Here is an 18,777-nt window from a genome sequence, read left to right as displayed (position 1 = left end):
CGAAAGCACTCGGTCAAGGCAACAAAGTCTTCCGTAGGAAAAAAGCCATTTGGTTGAGTATTTGCGTCAGTGGTAGTTGCAGAAAGTTGGATCAACGTGGATCTGGATTCATTCAGCCAGGAATAATAATATAGCACTGCTGCCCAAATACGCTCGTCTTAAATAGAGTGGTGCGTGATAGGAGCAAGGAAAACAATAGAATATTAATATGTATAACTATATAAAATAGTCGCCGCTAGTTACCCGCGTTATGCCATCCAAGGCAGAATGTAACCGCAGAATGCAGAGTGTAACTGACGAGGAAGTTGTCCTTATTCCAGGTAGGCATTGTTAGAGCGTGTGACTTGGCCGGCTCGCTTACCGCTGCGCCGGATGCGCATGGACGGGTCGCGCTCCAGTGTCAGGACGGGTAGTGTGCAGTCGGTCATAGGTACTACGCGGGCAAGGTAGCCTGCTGCTTCTACCACCAGCACCTGCTCGCGGTATACGGGGGCGGTGAGCTCAAAACGACCCTCAGTGTCGCTGAGGTACACGTTGCGGGTGCCTTTTATCATCACGGTGACACTGGATATCGGCTGGCCATCGGCATCTGTTACCTGCCCCGTGAGTGGGGCGCAGGCCAAGCGGATAAGGTGCGCAGCACCGGCAGCAGTTTTTTCACCTGCATCATCTGCCAAGGCCAGGCGCCGGCTAGGATCAGATTGTGCAAGGACAGCTTGGGAGGCTGTTAAGAAAAGGAAGGTGAGCAAAGAGGAGAAGTGCCGCATAGGAAAATACCCGTAAAGTGTAACAAAATCTGTTGTCGTGGGAACTATTACGACCACGTAACAATGGTAGTTGTAAGCCAAAAAGAATATCGGCCAGGAATTAGATGTGAATGGTAAAACGCCGGTTCAGTGTCCGAATAGAGCCGGTAAAACGAATCGCATAGGCAGGAGTGAGTGAGCAAAAAGGCTGTTGGGTTATGAAATGGCCACTCACTTACGTGCAGGACACCCACAACTCCTCTCAGTGCAGCATTGTTATGAGAAAATCAGAAAAAGCAGAGCAGTATGGAAGAACGAGACTGAGTATGAGTTTTCGCCATAATTGCTTAACAGTTCTAAAAAATAAACGAATACCATAGTTGTAAATAATTGTTAAGCGAGTATTTTATTTGCGTTAATGCGTTGTTAGTAATGGATATGCGGTAACAATTCGGCGAATTAGGTGCTGTGGGGTACTTGCTAAGGTTATGTCTGCATTTCCAGTATTCAGACCCGGCTTGTACTACTGTATTGGGCTGAAAAGCACGAACATATCGTTCCGGGCAGCGGCGTAGCCGGGCGAGAATACGGACTCAGGAACAGGCGGCAGCGGAACTAAGCCCGCCGCATCATTTCCCCGGCCCGCTGTCGTACCTTTGCAAATCCGGTTATCGGACCGGAAGGCATTTACCTTCAGTTTCTTCCGCTTTGCAATACCTTGAAGGCCGCAAATATGTAGTTCAGGCCTTATTTCTGGTCGTGGCGCTGGTATTTGGGACCCGACTCTTCTACATTCAGGTGCTCGACGGCAGCTACAAGCTGGCGGCCGACCGCAACACGCTGCAGCGCATCGTGCAGGTGCCCTATCGGGGCCTCATCTACGACCGCAACGGCCAGCTGCTGGTCCAAAACACGCCCGTATACGACCTGATGGTGGTGCCGCGCGAGGTGAAGCAGCTCGATACGCTGCGGTTTAGCCAGCTGTTGCAGTTGCCCATCGAGGAAATTAGGGTTTCGCTACGGGCAGCTCGTGCCTACTCGCGTGTGAAAGCCTCCCCGTTGGTCCAGAACCTGAGTACGCCCGAGTTGGCAGCTATTCAAGATAATCTGATTGATTTCCCCGGCTTCAGCATCAAGGCCCGTATGGCGCGCTCCTACAAGACGGAGAACATGGCCCACGCTCTGGGCTACGTGGGCGCTATTACCCCGGCCTTTCTGGAGAAACCCAAATACGCCAAATACTTTCCCGGTGACAACCTGGGCATCACGGGGCTGGAGTCTTTTTACGAGTCGACGCTGATGGGACGGCGTGGCGTGCAGTACCGCATGGTGAACGTGCGGGGTATTGAAAAAGGCGCTTTTCGGGGCGGTGAGTTCGACACGCTGTCTATTGCCGGCCAGGACTTGCATACCAGCATCGACATTGAGCTGCAGAAGTACGGCGAGCTGCTCATGCAGGGCAAGCGTGGCTCCATTGTGGCGCTGGACCCCAAAACCGGCGAAATCCTGGCGCTGGTGTCCGCGCCTATGTACGAGCCGTCCATTCTGACCGGCAAAGGCATGGGCAACCGCTACATGGAGCTGCTCAATAACCCCGAACGGCCCTTGTTCAACCGCCCGCTGATGGCTACGTACCCGCCCGGCTCGGTATTTAAGATGGTGAATGAGCTGGTAGCCCTACAAATGGGCGTGGTGACGCCCGAAACCGGCTTCGACTGTAACTGGAAGCTGGTGCGCTGCACCCACCGGCACGAAGCGCCCCGCAACCTGACTATTGCCATCAAACAAAGCTGCAACCCCTATTTCTACCAGGTAATGCGGGCCAGCGTGCTGCGCGGCCGCTCTACCAACCGGTTCGAGGATGCCCGCCTGGGCCTGGGCGAGTGGCGGCGGCAGGTGATGTCGTTCGGGCTCGGCGACAAGCTGGGCGTGGATATGGCCAGTGAGAAGAAAGGCCTGATTCCGTCCCCGGACTTCTACGACAAGCGCTACGGCTACCACCGCTGGGGCTACAAAACTGTGTATTCCTTGAGCATCGGGCAGGGCGAAATTGGTATTACGGGCCTGCAAATGGCCAACGTCATGGCCACAATTGCCAACCGGGGCTATTATTACACGCCTCATTTCGTGCGCGGCATCGGGCAGGGAGGGCCGCTGCCCGAGTACGCCCAGCGCCACGTCACGACCGTAGACCCGCGCTATTTTGCAACGGTGATACCAGGCATGCAAGCCGTGGTAGACGGCCGCGGCGGGACGGGCAACTTCGCCAGCCTGGCGCAGTTCGGCATTTCGGTGGCAGGCAAAACCGGCACCGTGCAAAACCCGCACGGCGAGGACCACGCCACCTTCGCCGCTTTCGCGCCCGCCGAAGACCCCAAGATTGCCATTGCCGTGTTCATCGAAAACGCGGGCTTCGGCGGCACCTCGGCGGCCCCCCTGGCCTCGCTCATGATTGAGAAATACCTGCGGGGGAAAGTGGTGCGCAAAAACTGGGAGTACTGGGTGCAAGGCAGCGCCGACAAATTTATTAAACGTCGCTAACGATGGCCTTACCTGCGCGCTATAGCCGTAGTCTCGATTGGGTAACGGTGGCCATCTATGTGCTGATGGTGGGCCTGGGCTGGATCAGTGTGTACGCGGCCAGCTACTCGCCCGAAGCGCCGGCCGGTGGGTTGTTCAGCGGCCTGGGCTTTCAAGAGCTGATGGCTTTTAACTGGTTCAAGCAGATTCTCTGGATCGGCACGGCCGTGGTGCTCATCGTGGTCCTAGTCGTTATCGACTACAAAGCCTACGACACGTTTGCCTTCGTGCTCTACGGCATTATGATCGTGCTGCTGATTGTCACCCCTTTCATTGCTCGGCCCATTGCGGGCTCCCGCTCGTGGCTGGAGCTGGGCCCTATTCGGTTGCAGCCCGCCGAGTTTGCCAAGTTTATTACGGCGCTGGCCGTGTCGCGCTTCATGGCGGGTATCAACCTGCGTCAGCAGAACTTTCGCGACCAGATGGTGCTGGCCGGCCTCACGCTGTTGCCGCCGCTGCTCATCATCGCGGCCAACGAAACTGGGCAGGCGCTGGTATTTGCCGCGTTTCTGCTGGCCTACTTCCGCGAGGGCATGTCGCCGCTGATTCTGATTATTCTGGCCGCCGCCGGGGCCATTCTGATTTTAGCGCTGCTGGTGCCCAAACTTTGGCTGATTGGGGCTTTTACCGTTATTCTGGTGCTGGTTTTTGCCATCAATACCAAAGTGCTGCGCCACCACCTGCCGCTGGCGTTGTCGGTGTGGGCAGTAGTCATCGGGATGGTGTTCGGGGTCGATTTTTTCTTCAATAATGTCTTGCAGCCCCACCAGCGCAAGCGTATCGAGGTACTGATTAACCCGTCGGCCGACCCGTTGGGCGTGGGCTGGAACGTGACGCAGTCCAAGATTGCCATTGGCTCGGGCGGGCTGGTCGGCAAAGGCTTTTTGCAGGGTACTCAAACCAAGTTCGACTTCGTGCCCGAGCAAAGCACCGACTTTATTTTCTGCACGGTGGGCGAGGAGTGGGGCTGGGCCGGCACCACGGTCGTCATTCTCCTGTTTATGGCCTTGCTGGCGCGGGTGCTCTACGTGGCGGAGCGCCAGAAATCCGTTTTTGGCCGCACCTACGGCTACTGCGTGGCCAGCATCCTCTTCTTTCACTTCGCCATCAACGTCGGCATGACCATCGGGCTGGCTCCGGTGGTCGGCATTCCGCTGCCGTTGTTCAGCTATGGAGGCTCGTCGCTGTGGTCCTTCACCACGCTGCTCTTTATCTTGCTGGCCATTGATGCCTACCGCAAGCAGGATCTGGTGCGCTAGCTCTGCTGATCTGACTCTCCCCGCATGGCCCGGAATACCCGTTGGGCGGAATACGCCACTATTGCCGCGCTGACCCTGTTGTACCTGCTGCTGCCCACCCGCAACTCCACCCTGGACGCGTGGTATTACGCCGCTTGCGTGCGCCACGGCCACGAGCTGCTGTTGGCGCATCATCTGCTGTATAACGCCGCCGGCTGGCTGTGGTACAGCGCCCTGCAAACGGCCGGGCCGGTAGATGCTTTAGCCGCCTTGAAAGTGCTGAATGCCCTGGCAGCCGGCGCGAGCCTGCTGGTGGTGCTGCGGCTGTTGCGGCTGCTTACGCCGCCCGGTAGCACCCACTGGCCGTGGCTGTTGCTGGTGGGCTCCAGTTTTGGGGTCTTGCGCTTTGCCACCGAAAACGAAGCTTACGTGCAGCCCCTGCTGCTATCCTTGCTGGCCAGCCTGGCCTGGGTTCGGTACCAGCTCAGTGCTCAACAAAGCCGGCACTTGGTAGGGGCCGGGTTGTGGGCGGCGCTGGCTTGTCTGTTTCACCAGATTCACTTCTTCTGGTGGCTGGGCCTGCTGCTGGGCACCGTATGGTATGCGCCCGCCCGAGTCCGAAGCTTGTTGGCCTACGCCTTGCCGGCGCTACTGGTACCAGCAGCGTACCTCGCGGCGCTAGCCTACTGGCAGGAGCCCCTGACTGGTAGGGCTTTGTGGCGCTTCGTGTTTCACGACTATTACGCGGGCACGGCCGGGGGTAGTGTATCCGGCTACGGCCTGCTGCTTACCGGCGTCAATCTGGGCCGTACTTTCCTGCAGGTACATGGCTCCACACTGGCGCTACTGCGGCTGTATCCGGCGCTGCTAGCTGTGGTAGGGGTATTTATGGGTCTGCTGGGCTACGCCGGGCTGCTGCTCGGGCGTAGCTTCCAAGTCCGCATCCGCCAGCCCGGCACACCGATGATGGTAGTGCCGATGGCGGCCATTATTCGGACGCACGGGCTCGTTTTGGGCTTACACCTGCTGTTTGCCACGTATTCGGAGGGCAATGCGGAGTTTATGGTAATGGTGCCCGCTTTAGCCGTACTCATAGCTTGCCCCAGTTTGCCGTGGCTCTCCTCCCGGGCGGTGGCCGCTACGGCGCTGGGAGTGCTGAGCTGGAATCTGGCTTTCGGGGTTGTACCAGCGCATCGGCTGCGCATCACCAATACCGAAAGCCTGCTCGTCCGTATCCGGCGCGAGCCGGCCAGCTGGTTTTTGCTCGACAATCATAATCTGGTGCTCAACCAGCTGCATTATTACTCCGGGCAAGCCGTAGCGCCGCCCAATGTGCTACCCATGCCAACGCTACTGGTACGCCGGCCGGGGCAGTCGCCTGCCCGGCTGCGCCGCTGGCTGCGGGCCCAGCACCACGCCGGCTGCCGCGTCTTCACCGATGGCCTCGGCGGCCCCCAGCTGCTCGACCGTGCCCAAGTGGTAGTTGGCAACCAGAACGCGCGCCTGCTCCAAGGCTTCCACACCACGAAAGTAGATTCCTTCCCCACAGCTTTCGGCCCGTATTACCTCACCGAAATCCAGTGAAACAGGAGTGCCAGCACGGGTGGCGGCGGATCAGGCAAATTTGCGGTCCAGGAGCTTGAGCAGCTTATTGATGTGCTCTTCCTTCCGCACCCAGCCATATTTGTGCGACAGCTCAGTGGTGACGTAGCGTTTGGCCAGCTCGGCATTGGGCAGCGTGTCCAGGTGTTGAATGGCGGTATGGTACTCCATGTTCTCGCCATTGAACAGCTCATTAATAAAGCTGAAACGCTGGTTGATGGAAATGGCTTCCCGCAACGACTCTACCTTTGGAGCCGACTTCTCGGCCAGCGTAGCGCTGGGCCGCTCTCCGCGTAGGGTTTCGCTCAGCGGAGCTGTCACCGGCTGGTCAGCCTTCAACTTTTCGTGGAGAGGTACGCTGGTCGGAGCCTCCGTTTCAGCCATCGGCTCACGCACCGGCTCTGCCGGCGGTGGCAGTGGCGCTACCGGGGCCGGCTGTGCGACGAAAGTAGGTGGTGGGGTCGCTTCCGGTCCGGTCGGCGCAGGCTTGGGAGTTGGTGCTGCTGATGTTGCCACCACAGGTGCTGCTGATAGCTTCGCTTCACCAGTAGGTGCTGCGGCTGTGGCTACCGACGGTAGAACGACAGCCGGTACTTCGACCTGTGGTGCGGACCGCGCGGCCTCCGTGTCGAGCAAGTCGCTGGCCGAAAGCGGCAGCAGGCGACTGAATTCCGCCACTACCTGTTCCAGAGGCGCGTGGCTTTTGTAGTTCGCCTCCTGATACAACCGGAAGCGGTTGAGCAAAAAGTCGCGCTCCAGAGTAATGTTCGGGGTCAAAGTGTCAATGAACCCCTGAAACAAAGCCTTGTCCAGATCCAGATAGCGCAGGGCGTCGCGGAGCTGCTCGGCGGTAGCGGTAGGCTGGCCGCCCAACAGCTTGTGCTCAAACGTGGGGCCCGGATCGGTAGCAACTCCCAGCGCGTCGCTGATGGCCTGGGCCAGTAATGGCTCGAACGCCGCCCGACTCAGCTTAATTCGGCGCGACAGCGCGTTCATAAACTGCGTTAGGGCCTGGCGTACGTCGGGAGCCTCAAAATCGAAATAAGGGCTGCGGAGCCGGGCCATTTCGGCCGTCCATTGGGCCAGCAGCTGCTGCACCACAAACAGATTGACCTGCCGAATGGGCGTGAAGCGCAGCACGGCGGGGCCGTCGAGAGTAGCGGTGGGGGCGGGGCCAAAGTGCTGGTCGCAGAGGTGGCTGGCCAACCGCTGGCCGTATTGTTCGCGTTTCGCTTGGCTATATTTGTCTTTCATCGAAAGCCTGGTTCAACGGGCAATTTAAGCAAAGATGCCCACTCTGACCGTGCAAAACATGCCTGGGGCGGTAGTTTCCGTGCCCACTGGTGCTACTTTACTCGCCGCGCTGCAAGCGGCCGGCCACGATTGGATGCACGCCTGCGGGGGCAAAGGCCGCTGCACAACGTGCCGGTTGGAGGTAACGCAGGGCCTGGAGCTACTAACGCCGCCCACGGACGCCGAGTTGCGCTACCGCGTCGCCGGTCGCTTATTGCCCCACGAGCGTCTTACCTGTCAGTCCCGCTTACCCGAAGGCGACGTGGCGGCCCGGGTGCCCGCCGCTACGCAGCTGCCGCATATCACCTACCAGGAGCGGCTATAAGAGCGGGTTTGGAATGTTGATTTTCGGGTCGTGCTTGCTCTGGTAGTTTTTAAAACTCCCGAAACGCTCGGCAAGTCAGACTTCCTTGCTCGGTAGCTGCGGTGCGCTTTGTTAGGGTGGTAGCCCCGCTGGCCCACCGGACGGTTGAACTGTGCAAACCACCGGGCAAAAAATAGTTGCTGGCGTGCAAGCCGCTGATAGTCTAGGCAGTGGTAAAAGCTGTGGGTGCCGCGTTTGAGGCTCCGCCCCGAAACCCGTACTTTAGAGGTTCCAATCGGAGCCAGTCTGCTGGCTACCGACCACCGCCAACAGATACCACTGTGTTTATAGAACCTCGCGTCGGCACTAGCCGTGATACGCCCCGCCGGGGCTGGATTGAAGTGGTGTGCGGCTCCATGTTTTCAGGGAAAACCGAAGAGCTGATCCGGCGTCTGAACCGGGCTAAAATTGCCCGCCAGCGGGTCGAAATATTTAAGCCGGCTCTCGATACCCGCTACCACGAGCACGATGTGGTATCGCACAACGCCAACAGTATTCGCTCTACTCCCGTGCCCATTGCCCAGGAAATGCTGCTGCTGGCCGGCTCCTGCGATGTAGTCGGCGTCGATGAAGCCCAGTTTTTCGATGAGTCTCTGGTAGAGGTATGCACCCAGCTGGCTAACCGGGGCACGCGCGTCATCGTGGCCGGCCTCGATATGGATTTTATGGGCAAGCCTTTTGGCCCCATGCCCACGCTGATGGCCATTGCTGAGTTTGTGACCAAGGTGCATGCCGTGTGCGTGTGCTGCGGCGAGCTGGCCACGTACTCCTTCCGCATCGCGGCCTCCGGCGACAAGATTCTACTCGGGGAAACCGATTCCTATGAGGCGCGCTGCCGAACCTGCTTTCAGGAGGGAATGCGGGAGAAAACGACGGAGTCGGCGGCAGCGGCGGCTAAGCACTAATCCGGCTTGCGTGGCGTTATGCTGCCTGATACTATCTTCTGGGTTCTTATTATTTGCGGATGAAACGTTTGCTACGTGCCTGCCGGTGGTCCGGCTTCTTCACCCTACTGCTGTGTTCCGTGGGAGCAACCGTGGCGCAGAGCACCGCTGGCTACGGCGACTGGCAGCTGCACTTGCCCAACAACCGCGCCCGCGCCCTGGCCGAGGCTGGTAAGCGCATCTACGTGGCTACCGAAGATGCCTTTTTCTTCTATGATAAAGAGCTGAATACGACGCAGCTACTGTCGCGGCGCGACGGCCTGAACGATGCGGGCGTCAGCGCCCTGGGCTACGACCCCAACACCGAGCAGGTACTGGTGGGCTACCGCAATGGCAATCTGGACGTGCTGCGTGCCGATGGCTCTATTCTGAACATCAGCGATATTGAGCGCAAGCAGATTACGGGTAACAAGACAATCACCCACATCAGTTTTAACAAAGGGCGCGCCTATTTGAGTAGTAGCTTCGGGCTGGTGGTGATAGACATGGCGAAGCGGGAAATCCGGGATACGTACGGCAACATCGGGCCCAATGGCGTGCCCGTGGTGGTGTATGCTACCACGGTGCTGGACGATGTGCTGTTCGCGGCCACCTCGGCGGGCCTGATGCGGGGTCGCATCACCGACAACCTGCTCGACTACCGCCGCTGGACCATCGATCTGCCGGCCGGTGCCACGTCTAGTCCCTACCGCACGCTCACGACGCAGGGTAAAAATGTGTACGCCGGCACTAATGGTGGGGCCGTGCGGTGTTTTTCCTGCAGTGCTACGCCTTGGCAGCCCTTACCCAATACGTACGCCGCCAGCTATACGCAACTCACAGCCGCCGCTGCCGGGCTGTTGATCGTGGGCGACCAGAAGGTGCTGCTTCGCAAACCCGACGGCTCCACCACGCAGCTGCTTACGGCTGCCCAGAGTCCGTTTCCGCAGGCGGCTTTGCAAGGCCAGGAAGGTGCTTTTTACGTGGCCGACTTTCAGATGGGCTTGGTTAAAACCATGGATGGGCAGCAGGCCGAAAGCTTTGTTACCAATGCGCCCGCGTTTGCGCGCTCCTTCAGCGTACTGGCTGATGCCCGCTCCAACACGGTGGATATATTCAGCGGGGGCTATTTCAACCGGTATCTGCAGCAGGATTGGCTGGGGGGCTTTTTTGAGTACAAAGACGGCCGCTGGACCAATTTTACGAACGACAACGTTCCCCCGACCCCAGGCTTACCCAGGTTCAAGGACATTACCCGGGGCATTCGTACGGTCGATGGCACCCTCTACATCGCCACCTATGGCAATGGCCTGCTGCAATGGAAGGGGCCCGAAGATTTCAAGCAGTTCACGCAGGGCACGCCTGGAGTCACGCTGCGCAGTGCCATTCCCACCGACCCCAACTACACCCGGATTACCGACCTGACCACCGATGCCGCTGGCAATATATGGGTCGTAAACCGGCACCCGGAGCTGAAAAGCATTTCGGGTCTGCACCTGTATAACCCCTCCACCGGCGTTTGGCGCAACATGCCCTACTTCGCGGGTTTCGATAATCTGGAGCGTATCGTCGTGGATGACAATGGGTATGTGTGGGTGTCGCAGTCGCGCACCGGCATCGGCCTTATTGCCTACGACCCCATCAATCAGAATATCCGCTACTTCACAACCGGCAACAGCGAACTGCCCTCCGACGAGATTTATGACCTCATCAAAGACCGCAAAGGCAATATATGGGTCGCAACGTCGAAAGGCATTGCCGTTTTTGCTGACCCCGGGACGGTCTTTTTGCCGGATGGCAACAGCTTTCAGCAGCCGCTTGTGCAGCGGGGCATCAGTACCGGGTTTCGGGCTCTGCTCAATGAAGTGGTGAAAACCGTGGCCGTGGATGGCGGCAACCGCAAGTGGTTTGGCACGGAGCGGGGCTTGTGGCTTTTCAGTGAGGATGCCGACGAGGACTTGCTCTATTTTACGACCGAAAACAGCCCGTTGCCTTCCAATAATATCGTGGATGTAGAGGTGAATGACCGCACGGGAGAAGTGTTCGTGGTAACTGATGCAGGAGTGGTATCCTACCGGGGCTCGGCTTCTGTGACGGAGGGCAAGCCCGACTGCGCGAAAGTGTCGCCCAACCCGGTGCGCACCGACTTTACCGGGCAGGTGGGCATTACCGGGTTAGCCAACAATGGCACGGTCAAAATTACGGACGTGACGGGCAAAATGGTGTATCAGACCCGGGCCAGCGGCGGCACCGTGACCTGGAATCTGAATGACTACAACGGCCGCAAAGTGCAGTCGGGCGTGTATTTGGTGCTGTCGTCGGATGCGGATGGAAAAAACGGCTGCGTTAGTAAAATCGCCGTAGTGGAAAAATAAAGAGTGGCCTTGGGGAGCCCCAGGGAGCCATCGGGCCCGGAGCCGTGTTTCTCTACTGCGTGAGCCGCCTTTGGCTGGCGCGCCACTACCTGCTTCTGCCTATCCATGCTGATCAAAACCCGGGGCATCGTCCTGAACTACATCAAATACCGCGAGACATCCATCATTGCCCGCATTTACACGGAGCGGCTGGGTCTGCAGACCTATATCATCAATGGGGTGCGCAAGGCTAAGCCACCGGGGCGTATTGCGCTGTTTCAGCCCTTCACGCTGCTCGACCTGGTAGCCTACACGTCCCGGCAGGGCGGTATCACGCGGCTGGCCGAGTTCCGGTGCGCCGTGCCCTTCAGCACGCTGCCCTACGATGTGCCCAAAAGCAGCGTCGTCTTTTTCCTGTCGGAAGTCGTCAGCCGCACGCTGCTGGAGGAAGAAGAGAACGAGCCGTTGTTCGCTTTCCTCCACGACTCCATCGTGCGCTTCGATCAGCAACGGACGGGATTTGAGAACTTCGCCTTGATTTTTCTGCTGCAGCTGGCCAGCTATCTGGGCTTTGGTATCGAATCGGGGCAGGAAATCACGACGCAGGTAGCTTTCGCCTCGGTGGCTCCCACTACGGCCGCCGCCGAGGCCGGCCCGGCGGTCCTCCGCTTCCGCGAATTCGATCAGTACTTCGATGAGCTTCTGCAAACTCCCGACCACACCACGATTCCCAACGGCCGCATCCGGCGCGAGCTTCTGAACGTGCTCATTCGCTACTATCAGCTCCACATCGAAAAGCTGGGCGATATACGCTCTTTGGCGGTTCTCTCGGAAGTTTTGGCCGAGTAGCAGCGGGGTAAGCGCACACTGCCTACGAGTAGCCGCGGCAGCCCTTACCGCTGGCAGCCTAACACAAAAAAGCTCCTGCCATCATTGGCAGGAGCTTTTTTGCGATGAGGAGGGCTAGCGTATCTTAACGACTTCCAGCTCAAAAATAAGGTCAGTATTGGGCGGTACGATAAACCGTTGCTCATCATCCGGGTTGCGGACACCCGTGCTGCCATACGCCAGCGCGGCCGGTATCCAGACCCGCGCCCGGCTGCCCATCGGTAGCAACAGCAGAATTTCATCCCAGCCCGGAATTACCTCGCCCTGGCCTACCCGCAGGCGCAACGGCCGCCCCTGCGCTACCGACGAATCGAAGATATGCCCATCGGGCAACAGGCCGGTGTAATGAACCTGCATCCGGTCGCCGGTTTGGGCCTTGGGGCCAGTGCCGAGCTGCCGCACCGTGTAGCGGACGCCGTTGGCCGTTTTCTGACTCAGAGCAGTATCCGCCACGGCCGGGTGGCCGGGCCTGACTTGCGCCTGCGCCATGTGGCTGAAGCTGCTACAGGCTAAGCCGAAAAAGCCGATACGGAGCAGCCAGTGGATTTGCATTACCAGAGAAGAGAAGGTGGGCTATTGAAACTCAACCTTAGTGATGTTCATCTCAAACTGCAGCGGTTCGTCGCCGGGGATGTTGGTGTTGCCAAACTGGCCGTACGCCAGGTAGGAGGGAACAAATATCCGCTTCTCGTCGCCCTTTTTCATGAGCAGAAGCGCCCTTTCCCAGCCTTTAATCACGGAATTCTGGCCTACCACCACCTCCGTGCACTCGCAGATCGTCCGGTTGCCGTACGACTTGTCGAACACTACATCTTCCCGTTCCTTCTTGAGGTAGCGGCCGATGTATTGTACCTGAATTTTGTTGCCCGCCACGATTTTCTGGCCGGTTCCCTCCTTAACGGTGACAATGTAGATACCGTCTTCCGTGCGCTGGTAGTTGCTGCTGGTGATGTTGTGCCGGGCAAAGTACTCCTGAATCAGGGTGTCATCAATCTTCTTGTATTCTTCCTCGTGCTCACGGGCGCGCTTAACCGAGTCGTTCTCGGTGTTGCAGGCCGAGAAGATGGGAGCAACGGCCACTAGCAGAACCAGCAAACGCGTAAAAACCGAACGGGTGAGTAACTTTTTCATCTCTTTTCCTTTTTCCTTGGTCTCTCTTGTACTGAAAAAAAATAGTGCCTCGGATGTTTCTAAAGCCCTTTAAGGCGTCTAGTCAATATCCACCAGCTCCACATCGAAGCGCAAAACCGCGTTGGCCGGAATCGATGCTCCGGCTCCTTGCGACCCGTAGGCCAAATGAGACGGAATAAGCAGCGTGGCCTTGCTTCCCTTGGTGAGCAGCGCTATGCCCTCATCCCAACCCTTAATGACTTGATTCTCCCCCAACAGAAAGCGGAAGGGCTTGTTGCCGTTTTTCGATGAGGCATCGAATACGGTGCCATTCAGCAGCGAGCCGGTGTACAGTACGGAGACTGTTTGCTTCGCTTTTGGTTGCATGCCGGTCGTGGTCGTAATCGGAACAAAATACAGGCCGGAATTCTGCCGCTGCGCCCCGGTGAGCTTATTATCAGCTACGTATTGCTTGATAATGGCTTCATCGATGGCCGTGTAGTCTTTGTCTTTTGCGCAGGCAGTGAGTAAGCCCGCGGTGCTGAGCACAAGCAGCAGTAAGCGGCTGAACGAACGGGGAAAGAAGGAGAAAAGCATGATGCGGGAATAAAAAAGCCGCCGCGCCCGGCCCCAGGGCGCAAGCACGGCGGCTCGTGTAAGTGGTTTGACTTACTTAACGTCTACGAGTTCCACGTCGAAGCGCAGGGGCGCATCGGCAGGAATATCAGCACCCGCGCCGCGCTGCCCGTAGGCCAGCGACGACGGAATGAGCAAGGTCGCTTTGCTGCCTTTGTTGAGCAGGGCAATGCCCTTATCCCAACCCGGAATCACCTGGCCTACGCCCAGTGGGAAGTCGATTGGCTTGTTGCCCATCTTCTCCGACGAGTCGAATACTTTGCCGTCGAGCAGCGTGCCTTTGTAGAGCACCGATACCGTTTGGCCGGCGGTGGGCTTGGCGCCGGTGCCGGCTTTGGTTACCACGTAGTATACACCGGAAGGGTCTTTCTGCGCGGTCAGGTTGTTTTTCTTGATGTACTCCTGCAGAATCACGTCGTCCTTTTTGATCTGCTGTTCCGCATAGGCCATCATTTTCTTCTGCTGGTCTTCCATCTGCTTCTGCTGGTCCACCTTGGCCTCTTCTTCCGTTTGCAGCTTGTCAGCTTTCACGAACATGGTCATGGTGTTGCCGGCTTTCTTCATGAAAGCAGGTACCGGCTGCTTAAACGACTTGGCGAAGATGGTATCCACGTTGAACTTGAACACGGCGGAGTCGCCGGGCTGAAGCAGGGCAATGGCTTCTTCGATGCCGCCTTTCACGGTCACCTCCTGCAGCTTAATGCGCATCGGGATGCCCTGCTGCTTGCGGGAGTTGAACAGCACCGAATCCTTGGCGGTCCGGTATTCTACGTTCATCGCCAGGATTTTGCCCAACCGGTCTTTGTACGCCGCGTCGCCTTCGGCCGCTACCGCCCGGTCGCTGTATTTGCCACCTTCGTTTTTGAAGATTTTGTACTCGATGCCAGACTTGGTCTTGGTGAAGTCACCGCCGCCCTTGTTACAGGAGGCCAGGCCCAGAACGCCGGCAGCGAGGGCCAGGCTCAGAAAATTGCGTTGAAGGAACATGAAAAGAGAAGGGTTGGAAAAAAATAAAGTTGAGGCAAGTTACGCCGAAGGAGGCGCAACCGCCAAAGGAGCCGTCACGAGCTGGGCCTGATACTGGGGCAGCAGCGCCAGAAATTTCTCTACCGTAGGCTCCAGCGGCTCGTGGCTGATGCCGCCGGACGCATTGTGGTGGCCGCCGCCATTGAAGTTTTTGCGGGCAAACTCATTCACCGAAAAGGCTCCCACCGAGCGGAAGGAAATCTTCACGCCCTGGCCCCGGTCGATGAGAACAGCCGCGAAAACCACGCCCTCGATGCTGAGCGCAAAATTCACCAAGCCTTCCGTGTCTCCGGTTTTGGACTGGTACTGGCGCAGCTCGTCCTGGGTGATGGCAATGTAGGCCGTATTGAATTCGCGCAGCACCACGAGTTTATCCTTCAGCACGAAGCCCAAAAAGCGCAGGCGCATTTCGGAGTGCGAGTCGTAGATGCGGCGATGCACGGACGAAAGGTCAATGCCCGCGTTGAGCAGTTCGGCAATAATCAGATGGACGTTGCGCGAGGTGCTGGGGTGGCGGAACGAGCCCGTATCGGTCATGATGCCGGCGTAGAGGCTCTCACCGATGCCCACGTCAATCAGGTCCTGGTCGCCCAGGTCCCGAATTACTTCGAAGACCAGCTCGGCGGTAGCTGCCGCTTTGGGGTTCGAAAAGTCGAGGTCGGCAAACTGCTCGGGCTCGAGGTGGTGGTCGATGAGCACTTTGGTGCCCGGCGCCGTGCGGATGTACTCGCCCATCTCATTGATGCGACCCAGACAGCTGAAATCGAGACAGAAAATAATCTCGGCCGTTCCGATAATTTCGCGGACCTGCGCGTCATTATGCCGCGAATCGTACACGAGTACCTCGTCATTACCGGGCATCCAGGCCAGAAAGCTCGGATAGTCGGAAGGCGTAACCACGGTAACGTGGTGGCCTTTCTTGCGGAGGTAGCCCGCCAAACCCAGCGAAGAGCCGAGGGCATCGGCGTCGGGTTTGTAGTGGGTAGTGATGAAAATCTGCCGGGGCTGCGCGAGCAGCTCCTTCAGGTCGCTGATAGTGGACATTGCCTACTGATAGGTGGCTGAAATTCGGTGGTTTAGGCCGGAAGCAAGGCGGCAAAAGTCGGAAATATTCCGCAGATATTACCTAAGCCCTAACAAAGCTTCCTCTGCTTTGGGTTCGAATAAGGATTGTGGCCGGAGTGGGGCCGGCCCCCATGCGCTGGCAAGAGGTTCTGTAAAAGCGCACTGGATGGCAAGAAGCGGTGGTACGGGCCGGCGCGCGGGACCCGGGCAACGCTAAGAAAGATGCCGCGGCCCGGCAGACAACCCAGCCGCAGGCTCCGCAATTTTTGGGGTGTTGTACTGAACTGCGAAGATTCGGCTACTTTTGCGGCCACAATCTGCCCCGCAGACACCAGGCACGCATCTCATTTTTACAGTTTTAACTTTCCCAGCAGAATGGCAACTAACCGCACGTTTACGATGATTAAGCCCGACGCGGTGCAGGACAACCACATCGGTGGTATCCTGCAGATGATCGAAGAGGGTGGCTTCCGTATCGTTTCCCTGAAAAAAGTACAGCTGACGGCCGAGCGCGCCGGCCAGTTCTACGAAGTACACAAGGAGCGCCCCTTCTACGGCGACCTGGTGAAGTACATGTCGTCGGGTCCTATCGTAGCGGCTATCCTGGAGAAGGACAATGCAGTAGCCGACTTCCGGACGCTGATTGGTGCTACCAACCCGGCCCAGGCCGCTGACGGCACCATCCGGAAGAAATATGCCAAGAGCATCGAAGCCAACGCCGTGCACGGCTCCGACTCCGATGATAACGCGCAAATCGAAGGCGACTTCTACTTCGCGGCCGACGAGCAGTTCTAAGCTTTCGTAAGCTTCCTAGAGCAAGAAAACCCGCTTTGCGTTGCGCAAAGCGGGTTTTTTCGTGTGCTAAAAACAGACTGTTTTTATACTAATCGTATGCTTATTACAAACTATAACCCCGACTCTTGCTACAAGAGAAGGGGTTATAGTGTTGTTAGTCAGCAAGTAAGGGAAAAAGATTGATGCGAGCAATTTGTGGCACAGGCAGCTACGCCGCTTCCACAGAAAGCTTTGCCTCGGGGTGTTCGGGGTGCGTTTCCTCAATGGCGTTGGGGTCGTGCTTATGCTTGAAGAAGACGAGGAACAGCACGGCAATAACCAGCGCATACAGGGCAAAGGCCAGCCAGATGCTGTGCCAATCCTTGCTTTGGTCGGGGTAGGTGAAGTACTTCTCGATGATTAAGCCGCTCAGCGAGCTGCCCAGCACGGCACCAAAGCCATTGGTCATCATCATGAACAAGCCCTGCGCGCTGGCCCGGATGGCCGGAGCCGTACGCGTCTCGACGAACAGCGAGCCGGAGATGTTAAAGAAGTCGAAAGCCATGCCGTACACGATGCACGAGAGGATAATCATCCAGAGGCCGTTGCCGGGGTCACCGTATGCAAACAGACCGAAGCGCAGCACCCAGGCAATCATGCTGAAGAACATCACCTGCTTGATGCCGAAGCGGCGCAGGAAGAAGGGAATAGCCAGGATGAAGAGCGTCTCGGAAATCTGCGAGATGGACATGATGATGGCCGGATACTTCACCGTCAGCGTATCCTGGTAGGCGGGTACTTTGTCGAAATCGTGCAGGAACGTGTCGCCGTAAGCATTGGTGAGTTGCAGGGCCGCGCCGAGCAAGAGGGCGAAAACGAAGAAAATAGCCATGTTGGTGTCGCGCAGCAGGGCAAACGACTTGAGGCCCAGCGCATCGACCAGGGAGCCACTCGGCGTACCCTTTGACGGCGGCGGGCATTGGGGCAGGGTAAACGAGTAGAACCCCAGCAGAATGGCCGCGCAGGCCGCTACGTAGAACTGGCTGGCCGACTTCTCCAAGCCCAGCAAGCTTACCGTCCACATGGCCACGATAAAGCCAATAGTGCCCCACACGCGAATGGGCGGGTAATCCTTCACTACGTCGAGGCCTTGTTTTTTCAGCACCGAATACGACACGGCGATGGACAACGCCAGGGTGGGCATATAGAAAATCATGTTCAGCAGCATCACCCAGAACATGGTGCCGGGGTCAGTGACCAGGGGGACGGTGAAGAGCACGACCCCGCCCAGAATGTGCAGCACGCCGTAGAGCTTTTCGGCATTCACCCATTTATCGGCCACAATGCCCATGAGCGAGGGCATGAAGATAGAGGCAATGCCCATCGTCGAGAAGATGGCGCCGAACTGCGCCCCCGACCATTGCTGGGTTTGAAACCAGTACGCGCCAATAGTTATCAGCCACGAGCCCCAGATAAAGAACTGTAGGAAACTCATGATAATGAGACGCAGCTTCGTATTCATGCAGGTTCAGCTTAAAGGAAAAGGTGGGAATTTCGACCGACAAGATACAAGGTTTCCGGCCGGAGGAATGGGGGGAGAAAAGTGCGGAGAACGAGGGAAATCAGTAGGTAGTGGCCGAACCTGATAGGCTGGTGCTACCCATGAGCTAGGGAGCAGAAGTCAGCTAAGCGGCTGGGCTGGCCGCGTGCAAGTGGAAATTACACAGGCTGGGCTAAAGGCCACAAGTACTGCCGTGGGTCCAGAAAGTGGTTTTCTGCTGACCGAATGCGCCTATGCAGGCACCAGAACCAGCGTGGCGTCAACCAGACCGGAAAATCTTTCCATAAAAGGCACGAGTGGAAAAAAGGAAATGGCCGCACCGGAAGGAGCGAAGCCGTCAAAGATAAATAAAAATGGAAAGGTCCCGACGTTCCGGATATCGGCCCGGACGGGCTGGTACAAACTGCCTAAAAGCAGGTAGATGCCACTAAGAACCTATCCGAATATATTTTTCCAGAACGCCATGCTGAGCTTGCCGAAGCATCTCGCTCGTGTCGTTGAACGACTCTGACGACACGAGCGAGATGCTTCGACAAGCTCAGCATGACCGCCTATTCGGACAGGCTCTAAGAAACAGCGGGTGAGGTGTTCGACTCGTTGCGTAGGAGGCCCGGATT

Annotated in this window: 16 protein-coding genes; 8 read left to right on the top strand and 8 right to left on the bottom strand. The window is 57.7% G+C overall.

All coding sequences use genetic code 11. The annotated features are described in order from the left end of the window. Positions 1 to 311: 311 nt before the first annotated feature. The gene (locus tag E5J99_RS08455) at positions 312 to 623 is read right to left on the bottom strand and encodes a carboxypeptidase-like regulatory domain-containing protein (RefSeq protein ID WP_167852044.1); all 312 of its coding nucleotides are present in this window, start codon (positions 621 to 623) and stop codon (positions 312 to 314) included. 831 nt (positions 624 to 1,454) lie between these two features. On the opposite strand from E5J99_RS08455, the gene mrdA reads away from it, so the two are divergent. From mrdA to E5J99_RS08440, 3 genes are read left to right on the top strand one after another with little or no spacing between them, the layout of a single operon-like run. Further along, entirely contained in the window at positions 1,455 to 3,287 is a 1,833-nt protein-coding gene (gene mrdA / locus E5J99_RS08450) for a penicillin-binding protein 2 (RefSeq protein ID WP_135497284.1), read from the top strand. Positions 3,288 to 3,289: 2 nt separating this feature from the next. Continuing rightward, on the top strand, positions 3,290 to 4,585 hold the full coding sequence (gene rodA, locus E5J99_RS08445; protein ID WP_135497283.1) for a rod shape-determining protein RodA: 1,296 nt from the start codon (positions 3,290 to 3,292) through the stop codon (positions 4,583 to 4,585). A gap of 24 nt (positions 4,586 to 4,609) precedes the next feature. Next, positions 4,610 to 6,148 carry a hypothetical protein gene (locus E5J99_RS08440; protein ID WP_135497282.1) on the top strand — a complete coding sequence of 513 codons (1,539 nt, stop codon included), beginning with the start codon at positions 4,610 to 4,612 and terminating at the stop codon, positions 6,146 to 6,148. 30 nt (positions 6,149 to 6,178) lie between these two features. Here the strand turns inward: E5J99_RS08440 and E5J99_RS08435 are convergent, their stop codons facing one another. Beyond that, positions 6,179 to 7,420: a hypothetical protein gene (locus tag E5J99_RS08435; protein ID WP_135497281.1), complete on the bottom strand. Its 1,242-nt coding sequence runs from the start codon at positions 7,418 to 7,420 to the stop codon at positions 6,179 to 6,181. Positions 7,421 to 7,454: 34 nt separating this feature from the next. Between E5J99_RS08435 and E5J99_RS08430 the strand changes: the two genes are divergently transcribed. From E5J99_RS08430 to recO, 4 genes are all read left to right on the top strand, one after another. After that, entirely contained in the window at positions 7,455 to 7,784 is a 330-nt protein-coding gene (locus E5J99_RS08430; RefSeq protein ID WP_135497280.1) for a 2Fe-2S iron-sulfur cluster-binding protein, read from the top strand. Between the two features lie 320 nt (positions 7,785 to 8,104). Then, entirely contained in the window at positions 8,105 to 8,728 is a 624-nt protein-coding gene (locus E5J99_RS08425) for a thymidine kinase (protein WP_135497279.1), read from the top strand. 59 nt (positions 8,729 to 8,787) lie between these two features. Then, on the top strand, positions 8,788 to 11,121 hold the full coding sequence (porZ, locus tag E5J99_RS08420) for a type IX secretion system anionic LPS delivery protein PorZ (protein WP_135497278.1): 2,334 nt from the start codon (positions 8,788 to 8,790) through the stop codon (positions 11,119 to 11,121). Between the two features lie 105 nt (positions 11,122 to 11,226). After that, entirely contained in the window at positions 11,227 to 11,949 is a 723-nt protein-coding gene (gene recO, locus E5J99_RS08415; protein ID WP_135497277.1) for a DNA repair protein RecO, read from the top strand. Between the two features lie 114 nt (positions 11,950 to 12,063). Here recO and E5J99_RS08410 read toward each other — a convergent pair whose 3' ends face one another. The 5 genes from E5J99_RS08410 to E5J99_RS08390 all read right to left on the bottom strand — a co-directional run bounded on the left by E5J99_RS08410 (position 12,064) and on the right by E5J99_RS08390 (position 15,804). Continuing rightward, entirely contained in the window at positions 12,064 to 12,540 is a 477-nt protein-coding gene (locus E5J99_RS08410) for an FKBP-type peptidyl-prolyl cis-trans isomerase (protein ID WP_135497276.1), read from the bottom strand. 21 nt (positions 12,541 to 12,561) lie between these two features. Next, positions 12,562 to 13,119: an FKBP-type peptidyl-prolyl cis-trans isomerase gene (locus E5J99_RS08405; RefSeq protein WP_135497275.1), complete on the bottom strand. Its 558-nt coding sequence runs from the start codon at positions 13,117 to 13,119 to the stop codon at positions 12,562 to 12,564. 78 nt (positions 13,120 to 13,197) lie between these two features. Then, positions 13,198 to 13,695 (bottom strand): FKBP-type peptidyl-prolyl cis-trans isomerase, encoded by a 498-nt coding sequence (locus tag E5J99_RS08400; RefSeq protein WP_135497274.1) that lies wholly within the window; start codon positions 13,693 to 13,695, stop codon positions 13,198 to 13,200. A gap of 72 nt (positions 13,696 to 13,767) precedes the next feature. Beyond that, the gene (locus tag E5J99_RS08395; protein WP_135497273.1) at positions 13,768 to 14,721 is read right to left on the bottom strand and encodes an FKBP-type peptidyl-prolyl cis-trans isomerase; all 954 of its coding nucleotides are present in this window, start codon (positions 14,719 to 14,721) and stop codon (positions 13,768 to 13,770) included. 39 nt (positions 14,722 to 14,760) lie between these two features. Further along, on the bottom strand, positions 14,761 to 15,804 hold the full coding sequence (locus E5J99_RS08390) for a DHH family phosphoesterase (protein WP_135497272.1): 1,044 nt from the start codon (positions 15,802 to 15,804) through the stop codon (positions 14,761 to 14,763). A 396-nt stretch (positions 15,805 to 16,200) separates the two neighbouring features. Between E5J99_RS08390 and E5J99_RS08385 the strand changes: the two genes are divergently transcribed. Then, positions 16,201 to 16,620: a nucleoside-diphosphate kinase gene (locus tag E5J99_RS08385; RefSeq protein ID WP_135497271.1), complete on the top strand. Its 420-nt coding sequence runs from the start codon at positions 16,201 to 16,203 to the stop codon at positions 16,618 to 16,620. A 208-nt stretch (positions 16,621 to 16,828) separates the two neighbouring features. Here the strand turns inward: E5J99_RS08385 and E5J99_RS08380 are convergent, their stop codons facing one another. Then, positions 16,829 to 18,121: a nucleoside permease gene (locus E5J99_RS08380; RefSeq protein WP_135497270.1), complete on the bottom strand. Its 1,293-nt coding sequence runs from the start codon at positions 18,119 to 18,121 to the stop codon at positions 16,829 to 16,831. Between the last annotated feature and the right edge of the window lie 656 nt (positions 18,122 to 18,777).

The sequence above is a fragment of the Hymenobacter elongatus genome, assembly GCF_004745955.1.
Lineage (GTDB): Bacteria > Bacteroidota > Bacteroidia > Cytophagales > Hymenobacteraceae > Hymenobacter > Hymenobacter elongatus.
This window is presented reverse-complemented; position numbering and strand designations above follow the sequence as displayed.